Source organism: Streptomyces sp. NPDC029466, from assembly GCF_055574515.1.
This window is the reverse complement of the sequence record NZ_JBVHZH010000086.1, coordinates 1-12,530: the sequence shown is the minus strand read 5'-3', so window position 1 is coordinate 12,530 and position 12,530 is coordinate 1. Positions and strand designations below refer to the sequence as shown.

The 12,530-nt window shown below is 71.4% G+C and carries 8 protein-coding genes, 1 pseudogene and 1 riboswitch; of the genes and pseudogenes, 3 read left to right on the top strand and 6 right to left on the bottom strand.

Features of this window, described 5'->3' with window-relative positions:
• Nucleotides 1–116: 116 nt before the first annotated feature.
• Nucleotides 117–227: pseudogene (locus ACZ4XD_RS36285) on the bottom strand (hypothetical protein); the annotation flags it as partial.
• 172 nt (nt 228–399) lie between these two features.
• A riboswitch (cobalamin riboswitch) is annotated at nt 400–587 on the bottom strand.
• 186 nt (nt 588–773) lie between these two features.
• On the opposite strand from ACZ4XD_RS36285, the gene ACZ4XD_RS36280 reads away from it, so the two are divergent.
• Nucleotides 774–1,832, top strand: a complete 1,059-nt coding sequence (locus ACZ4XD_RS36280) for an aldo/keto reductase (RefSeq protein WP_468049682.1) — start codon at nt 774–776, stop codon at nt 1,830–1,832.
• 81 nt (nt 1,833–1,913) lie between these two features.
• On the opposite strand, the gene ACZ4XD_RS36275 is transcribed toward ACZ4XD_RS36280, so the two are convergent.
• Nucleotides 1,914–3,089, bottom strand: a complete 1,176-nt coding sequence (locus ACZ4XD_RS36275; protein ID WP_468049680.1) for a L,D-transpeptidase family protein — start codon at nt 3,087–3,089, stop codon at nt 1,914–1,916.
• A gap of 231 nt (nt 3,090–3,320) precedes the next feature.
• Complete coding sequence (locus tag ACZ4XD_RS36270; RefSeq protein ID WP_468049678.1) at nt 3,321–4,595, bottom strand: DUF6777 domain-containing protein; 1,275 nt, start codon at nt 4,593–4,595, stop codon at nt 3,321–3,323.
• 375 nt (nt 4,596–4,970) lie between these two features.
• Here ACZ4XD_RS36270 and ACZ4XD_RS36265 point away from each other — a divergent pair, with 375 nt between their 5' ends.
• Nucleotides 4,971–6,329, top strand: a complete 1,359-nt coding sequence (locus ACZ4XD_RS36265) for a streptophobe family protein (RefSeq protein ID WP_468049676.1) — start codon at nt 4,971–4,973, stop codon at nt 6,327–6,329.
• On the opposite strand, the gene ACZ4XD_RS36260 is transcribed toward ACZ4XD_RS36265, so the two are convergent.
• Genes ACZ4XD_RS36260 through ACZ4XD_RS36250 form a run of 3 tightly spaced genes read right to left on the bottom strand, consistent with a single transcriptional unit; the run spans nt 6,326 to nt 10,495 of the window.
• A complete protein-coding gene (locus ACZ4XD_RS36260) occupies nt 6,326–7,369 on the bottom strand; it encodes a serine/threonine-protein kinase (protein WP_468049674.1) in 1,044 nt (347 codons plus the stop codon). The genes ACZ4XD_RS36265 and ACZ4XD_RS36260 overlap by 4 nt on opposite strands.
• The gene (locus tag ACZ4XD_RS36255) at nt 7,366–8,091 is read right to left on the bottom strand and encodes a hypothetical protein (protein WP_468049672.1); all 726 of its coding nucleotides are present in this window, start codon (nt 8,089–8,091) and stop codon (nt 7,366–7,368) included. Before ACZ4XD_RS36255 ends, ACZ4XD_RS36260 begins: the two co-directional genes overlap by 4 nt.
• Nucleotides 8,092–8,107: 16 nt before the next feature.
• Complete coding sequence (locus tag ACZ4XD_RS36250; RefSeq protein ID WP_468049670.1) at nt 8,108–10,495, bottom strand: ABC transporter ATP-binding protein/permease; 2,388 nt, start codon at nt 10,493–10,495, stop codon at nt 8,108–8,110.
• 389 nt (nt 10,496–10,884) lie between these two features.
• Between ACZ4XD_RS36250 and ACZ4XD_RS36245 the strand changes: the two genes are divergently transcribed.
• Complete coding sequence (locus ACZ4XD_RS36245) at nt 10,885–12,417, top strand: nucleobase:cation symporter-2 family protein (protein ID WP_468049669.1); 1,533 nt, start codon at nt 10,885–10,887, stop codon at nt 12,415–12,417.
• Nucleotides 12,418–12,530: the final 113 nt, after the last annotated feature.

Sequence of the window (12,530 nt, the reverse complement as noted above, 5' to 3'; positions counted from 1 at the left end):
GGGGGGGGGGGGGGGGGGGGGGGGGGGGGGGGGGGGGGGGGGGGGGGGGGGGGGTTTCCGGGGGGGGGGGGGGGGGGGGGCGTGGGGGGGGGGGGGGGTGCCCCCCCCCCCCCCCCCCGGCCCTTCCAGTAGCCCTCGATGGCCTTCTTCAGTTCACGGTTCGGCCCCTGACGGGGGTAGCCGTGCACGGTCGCTCGTGCTGCCGCGGCTGCGGACCTGCTGGTCACGGAACTCTCCTTCGCGAGTCTGTCTCCATGGACCACGGGAGGGTCGAGGGCGCGAAGGGACGGCGAACCCGGCGGGACCCGGCGCTCTGCCGCCGGCCGTGCCCGCCCGATGTGTCCGCCGACCCGCCCTCGAGGTCACCGAGATCACCCCGCGCACCGGTCGCGCGGGGGCACTGGCAGGTCTTCGGACTCGCGGGCACATCCGCCGAAGGCGGACATCTACTGGCCGTCGCTTCCCAGACCCGGCCGGGCCCAGTGCGTATGACGGCGGTCGTTCCCACTCACCGCTGCGGGGCAGTCCCGGAATTCCACCGGGTTCCCTCTTGCGACGCGCCTGCCTGGCGGGCAGGGCGAACCAGTTGCACCGGCCACCCTAGGCGCTGCCGCCCGGATCGGACACCGCGACCGGACTTCCCGTAGGTGACGTGGGCCACCGCCGGGAAGGCAACGCGCCCCCGACCGCGGTGCCGTGGCTTGCCCTGGAGTGCGCTCCAGCTCCTAGCGTGGGCACCCGACCTACCGCTGTCGCTGAACGAAGGGAACCTCGTGCGCTACACACTGTTCGGCAGGACCGGTCTGCGGGTGAGTGAGCTGAGCCTGGGCGCCATGACCATGGGCGACGACCGGGGCCGGGGTGCCGCCGAGGACACCAGCGGCCGGATCCTGGACGCCTACACGGACGCGGGCGGCAACTTCATCGACACCGCGAACATCTACACCGGCGGCGCCTCCGAGCGGACCCTCGGGTCGCTGCTGGAGGGCCGCCGGGACCGCTTCGTCCTGGCGAGCAAGTACACCTGCATGACCCACCAGGGCGATGTGAACGCGGCGGGCAACCACCGCAAGAACCTGGTGCGGTCGGTGGAGGCGAGCCTGGACCGGCTGCGCACCGACCACCTCGATGTGCTGTGGGTGCACGCCCGGGACAACTTCACGCCCGTGGAGGAGGTCATGCGGGCGCTCGATGACGTGGTGCGCTCGGGCAAGGTGCTCTACATCGGCGTGTCCGACTGGCCCGCCTGGGAGATCGCGCAGGCCAACACCCTTGCCGAGCTGCGTGGCTGGACCGCGTTCGCGGGCTCGCAGCTGCGCTACAACCTGCTGGAGCGGACGCCGGAGCGGGAACTGCTGCCGCAGGCCCGCGCCTTCGATCTGGCCGTGCTGGCCTGGGCGCCGCTCGCGGCCGGCAAGCTCACCGGCAAGTACCGCCGCGGGGAGACCGGCCGGCTGGCCACCACGGACGACGGCGCCACCCCCCACCACCAGGAGGAGGAGACCCTCACCGCGGTGCTGGAGGTCGCCGAGCAGGGCGGCTGGAGCCCCGCGCAGGTGGCCCTGGCATGGCTGCGCAGCCGGCCCGGCAACATCATTCCGATCATCGCCGCCACCAAGGAGAGCCAGCTGGCCGACAATCTCGGCGCCCTCGACGTCACCCTGGACGCCGACGCGCTGGACCGGCTCGACCGGACCAGCGAGGTGCCGCTGGGCTTCCCGCACGACTTCCTGCGGCAGCCGGGCGTCGTCCAGAACGTCTACGGCGATCGCTGGGCCGAGATCGAGGACCGGCGCTCCACCCACCGCCGTACGACGAGCGAGATCCGCTGACCGGACCCCCAACGACGGACGCCGCCGCCTGAACAGTCAGGCGACGGCGTCCGTTTGGCTACCGCGGGAGCGCGGGCCGGGTCAGCGCAGCGCGCTGCGCTGCTGCCACTGCTGCCAGCTCTCCTGCCAGACCTCCAGGCCGTTGCCGACATCGGTCTTGTTGGTGTTGGTGGTGCCCTTCACCTCGACCGTGGAGCCGATCGTCAGGAAGTCATAGGCCCGCTTGGCGTCCGAGGTGGTCATGCCGAAGCAGCCGTGGCTGTTGTTCTCCACGCCGATCGACTTGTTCCACGGGGCGGAGTGCAGGAACGTCCCGGACGCGGTGAGGTGGGTGACCCACTTGGAGTCCAGCATCCACTCGCTGCCGTGGCCGATGGTGGCGGAGTCCATCGTCTCGGCCGCGTTCTTGCTGCGTACGGTGTGCACGCCGCCGCGGGTCGGGTCCTGCGGGGAGCCTGCGGAGCCGCGGATGGTGCCGACGCTCTTGCCGTTCTCGTACATCGTCATGGTGTGCGAGGGGACGTCGATGACGGCCTTGTGGTCGGCGCCGATGGTGAAGCCGAAGTTGTAGTCCCGGGCGAACCAGCCGCCGTCACCGGAGTTGATGCCGGACAGCGCGCCCTTCACGGAGACCTTGGTGCCGGACGGCCAGTAGTCCTTGGGCCGCCAGTCGATCCGGTCCTTGCCGGAGTAGTCCTTGACCCAGCCCCAGGAGCCCTCGACCTTCGGCTGGGTGGTGACCTTCAGCGCCCGCTCGATCTCGGCCTGCCGGTCCTTGGCTATCGGGTTGTCGAAGAGGATCGAGACCGGCATTCCGGTACCCACGGTTGCCCCGCCGGACGGGGTGTTGGTGAGCTTGTTGACCTTGCCGGCCTGCTCCGTGGTGAACTTCGAGGTGGCCGAGGACTCCTTGCCCCCGTCGGACTTGGCCTTCGTCCGCACGGTGTACGTGGTGTCCGGCATGACCTTGCCGTCCGACTTCCACGCGGCGCCGTTGCCGGAGAGCTCTCCGGCGACCTTGCCGCCCTTGTCGTTCTCGACCTCGACCGAGGTGAGCTTGCCCCCGTCGGCCCGGACGGATATCTGGGAGCCGAGCTTGGCCGGGGTCTTTCCGGCGGCCGGGGTGACGGTCACCTTGGTGGCCGGCTGGTCGGCCTTCGACGCATCGGCGCCGCCGCCGCACGCGGTCAGCAGCGCGGCAGCCGCGGTCAGAGCGGGTATCAACCGGGCGGAGTGGCGACGTGGTCCGGCGAGCACGGGGATCCCTTCAAAGCAGAACAACTGACAGTGGCGGAGCCCGGGCCCGTGAGGGGATGACCGTCAAGGGACGCCAATGCCCCCGCCGCATAAGCAGAGGGGTTGTTCGCTGAAGTGGTTGTCTCGTGCACCGGAGGAATAGGACACAGTTCGATATCGGGGCGGGAAACCGCGACGGCGGGCAGCCTTCCGGCCGCCCGCCGTCTCGTATCTACTCCCTGTCGCCCGGTGTCAGGGGGACCCGCCGCCCGTGGCCCCGCCCTGGGCCGACTGACCGCCGGTGTTCCCGCCGGTGGTGGTTTCGCCGGTAGTGGTCCCGTTGGTGGTGCTCCCGGTGGTGCCGTCGGTGGTGCTCCCGGTGGTCCCGTCGGTGGTGCTCCCGGTGGTGCCGTCGGTGGTGCCGTTGGTGGTGCTCCCGGTGGTGCCGCCACCGTTCGGTGAGCCGGTCGTGCTGCCACCGGTCGATGTGTCGGTCGTGCCGCCGGTGGTCGTCCCGCCGCCGGTCTCCGGCGGCGAGGTGCCGGTGCCCCCGGTGGGCTGTTCGGTGGACCCGGGCGTGGGCGGCGGGGACTGGCCCGGCGGGGGCTGGGAGGAGGTGGGGCCGCTGGGGGTCTCGGTCGGCGGGGACGTCGAGCGGTCCTCGGCGCCGGTGGTGCCCTGGGGGCGCTTGAACCACTTGCCCGTCTTCGGGTCGCGCAGGGTGAATTCCTTGATTTGGGACTTCGCGGGCGTGACGACGACCGAGTTCGAGGACTGGTATCCGGGCCACTTGGTGCCGGCCGTCTTCACGTCACCCTTGAGCGCGGTCGGCGGCGTCAGCGGATTGCCGCACTTGCAGCGCACCCGTGGCACCCCGTACGAGTCGACCATCACCGCGGTGCCGGACTGGAGCACCGACTGGAAGCTGGTGGCCTTGCCGTTCTTGAAGCCGTGGTTGGTGACCCGGGTGTCATACATCAGCTGAACGGGCGTCAGCGAGCGCAGATAGGACGGGATGTCCCCCGGCTTCTTGCCCAGGACACCGGCGAACGCCTGGTTCTTCGCGGGGGCGCTCGTCAGATAGCTGATCTGCTTCTCGACATCGCAGCTCGCGCTGTGCTCGGTCCCGCCGTAGAGACCGGGCGTGGCACCCGAGAACTCGCTGTTGCCGCCGCCGGACGGCTTGTTCGGCGTGGCCGACGGGGTCGGGGAGGACTCCTCCGCCGACGACTTGGTGACCGGGTCCTGTCCGGTCGAGGCGGCCGGTTCGGCGAACACCTCACTGGTGCCGCCCCCCGGACGGGTGAAGATGACGATCAGGACCACCGCCACGACCAGGGCGGTCGCGATGATCGCGACCCGTGGCGCGGACCGCCACCAGGGCCCGCCGGCGCCGGCACCCCCGCCGCGGCCGCCTCCGCCGCCACCCCCGCCGCCTCCGCCGCCCTTGCCGGGGCCGCCCGGCGGCGGGCGGTAGCCGGGCTGGGTGGGCTCCTCCGGCGGTGCCTGCCCGGGCCATGAGCCCACCTGTGTCGGCTCGTGCCCGGGGCTGGACGGCGTACCGGAGAGCGGGCCCGACGGCGGCCCTGTCGGGTGGCTGTCAGGCGGCGGTGGAGATGTCACGGGTGCCTCTTCCGACGCGTGTGGGCCATCCGGCTATGCGAATTTTGCCCGGTTTGTCTAGGTCAAGGACATTGTGTGTCCGGGAGTCGCGCCGTCCGCAAGCGGGGCGGCACGTCGGTGCTTACGGTGGTGGGTGCATGTCGTCCCTGCGGCAAATGCGCGGAATTGCGTGTTCCCGGGCACCGGGAAGCACCTTCCGTCGCCCGTCGGCGCATGCGTCACCCCAGGCGGACCGTGGGTACCGCGGACCCGTGCCCGGCAGAAGAGAGGTCGAGCCAGATGCGAGGCACCGCGTCAGCCGCTTCCCCGGGCCCGGTGCGGTCCCATGGCGCACCACCCGCCCTCCGGGCCTGGGGGCAAGCGCTCGGCGCGGCCGTGGCGGCCCTCGTCACCATGCTCGTGGTCGCCGCCATCGGCCTGTGGGCGGCGGGCGCCACCGACCTCCCCGGCGGGGCCTTCCCCTCCGTGGTCGCGGCCACCGTGCTCGTCGCGGCCGGCGGCTCGGTGGGGCTGTCCGGCGACGCCGGGGTCATCGCCGAGGCCAACGCCGCCCTGGACGTGGTCCCGCTGTCGGTCACCCTCGCCGGAGCGCTGGTGCTGGCCTTCGCCTTCCTGCTGCCGCTGCGCCACCGGGCGGTGGCCGGCACCCGCGAGCTGCTCGCCCGGATCGCCCGAACGGCGGTGTGCTGGCTGGTACTTCTGCTGCTGCTCGCGCTCGCCGCCCGGCACAGCTTCCGGATCTCGGTGGGCAACGACCTCGCCGAGCAGATCGGATCCGAGCTGGGGGCCACCCCCACCGTCGGCTTCCGCGCCGATGTGCCCGCGACGCTCGGCGTCGGGCTGATGTGGGTGCTGGCGCTGCTGGCGCTGACCTTCCTCGTCTCCCGGCGCGCCCCGCTCTCGCCCCGGCTGCTGCACTACCAGGGCTCCGTACGGCCACCCGCCCACGCGATGGTGCTGACGCTGCTCGCCTACGCCGTGATCGGGCTGGTCGTCGGCATCGTCGAGCTCATCGCGAAGGACCGCCCGGCCGAGACCCTCGCGGTCATCTTCCTCGGGCTGCCGAACGTGGCCTGGATGGCGCTGGGCATCGGCACCGGCGGCGCCTGGGTGGGGCATGTCGACAAGGCCCTGGGACTGCCCCTGCCGCACGCCCTCGACCAGGTGCTCCGCACCCATGGCCAGCGGACCCTCGACCTCGGCTCGCTCGCCGAACAGGACCGCAGGGCCTGGCTGCTGGTGGCGGTGGCGGCCGTGGTGCTGCTCGCCGCCGCCTTCACCGCGGCGGTCCGCTCCCCGGCCCGGCTGCCGGCCTGGCGGCACGCCGTCGAGATGGCCGTGGCGCTGGCGCTCACCCTGTTCGTCGTCGGACTGCTCACCCGGATCTCCGCCCACTACGGGCTCTCCGTGATCGGCGTCGGCGACCTCGGCGGCGACCTGGGCGGCGAGGTCACCCTGGAACCGCAGCTGCTCCGGCTGGTCGGCGTGGGCCTCCTCTGGGGGCTGGTCACCGGCTTCCTCGGCAGCCTGCTGGCGCGGGGCGTACGGCATCCGGGTGAGGTACGGGAGCCACGCGGGGGACCGGAGCCGGACGGGGGCCGGGAACCGCGCGGGGGAGGGAAGCCGGACGGCCCTTAGGGTCCCGTCCGCCCCGGGAACATCGGCGTCGCCCAGCGCGGCGGTGGCGGAGGCGCCGCGCTGCGCCGGCCGCCCTGGTCCACCTGGGCGTCGACCTGCGTCATGGGGTGCGCCTGCGGGGTGCCGGCCGGGGTCGGGGGGACCGTGGCCCGCCCGGCCGCGCGCAGCGCCGCCACGAAGCCCCGGCAGGTCTCGTAGCGGTTCTCCGGCGCCTTGGCCAGCGACTGCGCGAACACCGCGTCGACGGTCTCCGGCAGATCGGGCCGCAGCTCCGTCATGGCCGGCGGCGGATCGTACTGATGCGCCCACAGCAGCGCCATGTCGTCGTCGCGGCGGAACGGCGGCGCCCCCGTCAGCATCTCGAACAGCACACAGGCCAGGCTGTAGACATCGCAGCGGCCGTCCACCGGGCGGCCGGAGATCTGCTCGGGCGCCACATAGTCCAGCGTGCCGACGAACTGGCCGACACTGGTGAACCCGGTCAGTGACAGGGACTTCTTCGTCAGTCCGAAGTCGGTGAGATAGGCGTGCTCGGGGCGGTCGCTGTCGGTGCCCTCGGCGATCAGGATGTTGCCCGGTTTGACGTCCCGGTGCACGAGGTCGTGCGCATGGGCGGCGTCCAGCGCGGACGCCACCTGGAGGGCGATCCGGCAGGCGGTCTCCAGCGACAGCGGCCCGTCGCGGTCGAGCAGCGCCCGCAGATCCCGGCCCTGGACGTAGCGCATCGCGATGTAGAGCACGCCCTCGGTCTCCCCGGCCTCGAAGACCGGCACGATATGCGGGTGGTCGATCGCCGCGGCGACCCGCGACTCATGGGCGAAGCGCTGCCGGAAGGTGTCGTTCCGGGCGAGCTCGGGCGCCAGCAGCTTCAACGCCACCGTACGGCCGAGCCGCAGGTCCTCCGCGCGGTAGACCACCGCCATCCCGCCCCGGCCGATCTCGTCCTGGAGCAGATACTCGGCGATCTGCCGCCCGCGCAGCCCGGAGGAGTCGGGAGCGGTGGAGTGGCCCTGAGGCCGGTCGGGTGCCGCACCGTTCACCGGATCTCACCCACGGGGTTCGGCGGCGGGGGCGGCCGCTCACCGGGGTGCAGGGCCCGGGTCGCGGCGGGGTCCTGAGGCGGCCCCTCCGGTGGGCCCGAGGCCCCGGGGTCCGGCGCCGGCCCGGGTCCGCCGGTGGCCGAGGAGGCCGAAGGGGCCGGTGGATCGGCCACCGGGCCCGGCTCGTCCCGCGTCTCGGGGCCCGTCCCGGATCCCGGCCGCTCCCCGGACCGGGAGGACGGCCCCGCCGTCACCGCGTACGTCTCCAGCGACACCCCGTCGCAGTAGCACCACCGCTCGTGCCGGGCGTCGTAGAGCCAGACCGCATCGCCGTCCACGACGATCCCCAGCCGGGTGCCGCGGGTGCGCCGGGCGAACGACTCGCCGTCCAGCTGCCCGGCGGCCAGCTCCTCGACCAGCTTCCGGTACCGGATCAGTTCGCCCTCCGCTGCGCCCAGCAGCGGGCGGGGGTCCGCGGTCCGGGCGGCGCCCTGCGCGGCGGCCGGCGGTTCGCGGGGGAGGGCCAGCAGCAGCCGGCCGTCGACCCAGGTCGACCAGCCGTTGGAGCACAGCGCCAGCGCCCAGTCGCCGCGGCGGTCGATGATCTGGACCGGCAGCAGCGGATCGAGCGGTGCGGACGGCCGGGTGGTGTCCGGGGCCGACCAGCTCGCCATGCCTTCCGGCGGGACGACATGGCTGGGGAGGAATTCCGGCGAGGTCACAGGCGGCTCCTCGGCACTACTTGCGCATGATCTCGGGCTCGTGCCGCCGCAGCAGCTTGGTGACCACGAATCCCAGGAGCAGGGAGAGCACGATCATCATGCCCATGTTCAGCAGCCAGGTCCCCGGCTTGTGCTGGAACAGCGGGTCCGCGGTCCCCTGCGGCATGATGTGGTGCAGATCGATGGTGCCCGCCATGGCCCCCAGCGCCCACCGCGAGGGCACCAGCCACGCCAGCTGCTCCAGCACCAGCACACCGTTCAGTTTGAGCAGCGCACCGCAGAACACGACCTGGATGATCGCGAGCAGCACCAGCAGCGGCATGGTGACCTCTTCCTTCCGCACCAGCGCGGAAACGAACAGGCCGAGCATCATGGCGGTGAACGCCAACAGCGCCACCGCGAGGGTGATTTCGATCAGCGGCGGCATCAACACCCCTTTGCCGCCCGGTGCGTTCAGCTTGACGCCGATCAGCGCCACCAGGGTCAGCACCACGGCCTGGACGATGGTGATCGCGCCCAGCACCAGCACCTTGGACATCAGATACGCCGAGCGGGACAGGCCGACGGCTCTCTCCCGCTGATAGATGGTCCGCTCCTTGACCAGTTCCCGCACCGCGTTGGCGGCGCCGGTCAGCACCGCTCCGACGCACAGGATCAGCAGCGCGTTGACCGCCGAGTCCTGGGTGAGCGCGGACCCGGCCAGGGCGTGCGCCATCGCTCCCATCACGAACGGCAGCGCGACCATGATGATCAGGAAGGTCCGGTCGGCGGTCAGCGCCGCCGCATAGCGCCGGACCAGCGTGTGCAGCTGTTTGCCCCAGCTCTGCGCCTTCGGCGCGGTCACCGGTCCCGCCGGGGCCTCGGGGGTGCGCGTGGGCTGATGGGAGTCCGCGGAGACATAGCGCCGGTGCTCCGGCGAGGCGCGGAACTGCCCTGCCCAGTCACGCTGCTTGTCGTTCTCGAAGGCCTCGAACGCCTCCGGCCACTGCTGGTACCCGAAGTAGGCCAGCGCCTCCTCCGGCGGCCCGTAGTAGGCGATGGTGCCGCCCGGCGCCAGGACCAGCAGCCGGTCACAGACGTCCAGGCTCAGCACGCTGTGGGTGACGACGATGACCGTACGGCCGTCGTCCGCCAGTCCGCGCAGCATATGCATCACGGAGCGGTCCATCCCGGGGTCGAGACCGGAGGTCGGCTCGTCGAGGAAGAGCAGCGACGGCTTGGTCAGCAGCTCCAGGGCCACGCTGACGCGCTTGCGCTGGCCGCCCGAGAGGCTGTGGATCGGCTGTTGCGCCCGCTGGTCGAGGCCCAGTTCATGGATCACCTCGTCGACCCGCGCCTGCCGTTCGGCCTTCGCGGTGTCCTCGGGGAAGCGCAGCTCCGCGGCGTAGCTCAGGGCCCGGCGCACGGTCAGCTGGAGATGCAGGATGTCGTCCTGCGGTACGAGCCCGATGCGCTGGCGCAGCTCGGCGTAGTCGCGGTAGAGGTCACGGCCGTCGTAGAGCACCGTGCCGTCGTCGGCGGGGCGCAGCCCGGTCAGCGCGTTGAGCAGGGTCGACTTGCCGGCGCCGCTGGGTCCGACCACGGCGAGCAGCGTCTTCTCGCCCACCGGGAAGGACACCTGCTCCATCAGCGTCTTTCGGCCGTTGTCGACGCGGACGGCCAGATCCTGTACGTCCAGCGACACCTCACCGGTGTCGATGAACTCCTGGAGTTCGTCGCCGACCAGGGCGAACGCCGAGTGGCCGATGCCGACGATATCGCCGGGGATCATCGGCGCCCGGTCCACCGGCTGGCCGTTGAGGTAGGTGCCGTTGTGGCTGCCCAGGTCGACGATCTCGAAGCCCTCGGCACCGGCCCGCAGCTCCGCGTGCCGGCGGGAGACCGAGAGGTCGTCGACGACCAGGTCGTTTTCGGGGGCGCGGCCGATCCGGGTGGTGCGGGCGGCGGGCAGCGGGCGTACGGAGCTGGGCCGGCGGAAGGTATGCGTGCCGGCGGGGTGCGAGACGGCGGAGGGCCGCTCGACGCGGGTCGGCGGTGGCGACGGTGCCGAGGGCGCCGACGGGGCGGGCGGCGGAGGCGGTGGTGACGCCATGGAGAGCACCGCACACGGACCGTCCGCGGGGTTGCCGAACCGGATCACGCTGCCAGGGCCGACCCCGGTCTCGTGCACCCGGCGTCCGTCGGCGAACGTGCCGTTGGTGCTGTCCTCGTCCTCCACCGTCCAGTGGCCCGACTTGGTCCGCAGCACCGCGTGATGCCAGGAGACCCGGGCATCGTGCAGCACGAGTTCGCAGGCCGGGTCCCGCCCGACGTGGTAAACGCGGCTGGGGCTCATCACCTGGGTGCTGCCGTCGGACTCGATGACGAGTTCCGGCGCGGTGGGCGCATGCTGCCGCTCAGCCATACCAAAATGCTACGGCCGCCGGCCGGGCTCCGCCTGTCGGCACGGGAGCGCCCGCGGCAGACAAAGTCCCCTTCCCAAAACGGTATTTCGGGTCATGGTCACCCTTTATGCGAGCGAATACGGCCGGTTACTCGCGAGAAAGGGCACAGGTCAACTAGGGTGAGCGGTCCGATTGGTCCCACCTGCAAATTCCATGGAAATGCCGGAATTTGCCGCGCTGGTCGGAAGAAGTCCTGCGGAACCCGGGACGCACAGCGCGGTGCAGGGCTACGTGGTGTCGGTAACACCGCTGAACGTCGGCTTTGTAAGACCCAGCCGGCCCGTCCGTCCTCCGGGACACGACGGGCCGGTCCCTTCTTATTCACCTACCTCCCGAAGGCAAGGCAGAGATGGCACGAGTCTCCCGACAAGACCCCGAGCAGTTCTCCCAGCAGCGGGCTCACCCCGTCGACGAGGTACTCCCCGTCGGCAAGCTCACCCTCTTCGGTTTCCAGCACGTCCTCGCGTTCTACGCGGGAGCGGTGGTCGTCCCGATCATTCTCGGAAACGCCCTGGGGCTGTCCCGCGAGGAGCTCGTCTATCTGATCAACGCGGACCTGCTGACCTGCGGTGTCGCCTCGATCATCCAGGCTCTCGGCGTGTGGAAGATCGGTGCCAGGCTGCCGCTGGTCCAGGGCGTCACCTTCACCGCGGTCTCGCCGATGATCGCCATCGGGCTGGGCGCGGGCGGCGGCACGGCCGGTCTGCTCGTCGTCTACGGCGCGGTGATCACCGCGGGAATGGCGACCTTCCTCTTCGCGCCCTTCTTCAGCAAGCTGGTGAAGTACTTCCCGCCGATCGTCATCGGCACGATCCTCACCGTCATCGGCCTCACCCTGATCCCGCAGGGGCTGAAGGACGCGGCCGGCGGCGCGCAGTTGATCGGCCACCCCGGATACGGCGATCCCAAGAACCTCGCCTACGCGCTGGGCACCCTGCTCTTCATCCTGCTCGTGGTCCGGTTCGGGAAGTCGTACCTGAGCAGCCTCGCCGTACTGCTCGGCCTGGTCGCCGGCACCGGCGTCGCCTGGCTCCTCGGCGATGTGGATTTCAGCGGCGTGAAGAATGCCGCCTGGTTCGGCGTCAGCACGCCCTTTCACTACGGAATGCCGAAGTTCGAGCTGTTCCCCATCATCGCCATGGTCGTCGTCATGCTGATCACCATGGTGGAGACCACCGGAGACGTCTACGCCATCGGGGAGATCACCGGTAAGAAGATCGACAACGCCACCGTCGCCAATGCGCTGCGCGCGGACGGTGTCGCCACCGTCCTCGGCGGAATTCTCAACTCCTTCCCCTACGTGGCTTTTGCCGAGAACATCGGCCTGGTGCGGATGTCGAAGGTCATGAGCCGGTTCGTGGTGGTCGCGGCCGGCGGCTTCATGATTGTCATGGGCTTGCTGCCGAAGGCGGGCAGTGTGGTGGCCGCCATTCCGCATCCGGTGCTCGGTGGTGCCGCGGTCGCGATGTTCGGCATGGTCGCCGCGGTCGGCATCCAGATCCTCGGCAAGGTGGATCTGCGCGAGGAGCGCAACGCCCTGATCCTCGCGGTCAGCCTCGCCGCCGCGCTCCTGCCGAACGCCGTCGAGCCGTTCTTCACGCGGATGCCGGAGGACGTCCGCGCGGTCCTCAACAGCGGTATCACGCTGGGAAGCCTGACCGCCGTCCTGCTGAACCTCTTCTTCAACGTCTTCACCCGCCGGAAGACGATGGAGATCGACTGGGACGAGATCGAGGGCGACGAACCGGCGGAAGCGCACGAGCCGTTCGGCGCACCCGCTCCGGCGGCCCCCTACGCCCCGCAGGCGCACCACCGTCCGCCGCACCCCCAGGCGCCGCAGCACCCGCAGGGCGGACCGGACTGGGGGGCACCAGGCCACTGAGTCCGCCAACGACCACGGGCGGGGGGGGGGGGGGGGGGGTCGGTTTTCTCCCCCCCCCCCCCCCCCTCTTCCCCCCCCATACCCTTCGCCCGCCATCCGTCCCCCGGCGTGCG

Excerpts from the sequence above, each read along its gene's own strand:
- ACZ4XD_RS36265 (WP_468049676.1), top strand. The coding sequence starts at position 4,971 with ATGCGAGGCACCGCGTCAGCCGCTTCCCCGGGCCCGGTGCGGTCCCAT.
- ACZ4XD_RS36250 (WP_468049670.1), bottom strand. The coding sequence starts at position 10,495 with ATGGCTGAGCGGCAGCATGCGCCCACCGCGCCGGAACTCGTCATCGAG.
- ACZ4XD_RS36245 (WP_468049669.1), top strand. The coding sequence starts at position 10,885 with ATGGCACGAGTCTCCCGACAAGACCCCGAGCAGTTCTCCCAGCAGCGG.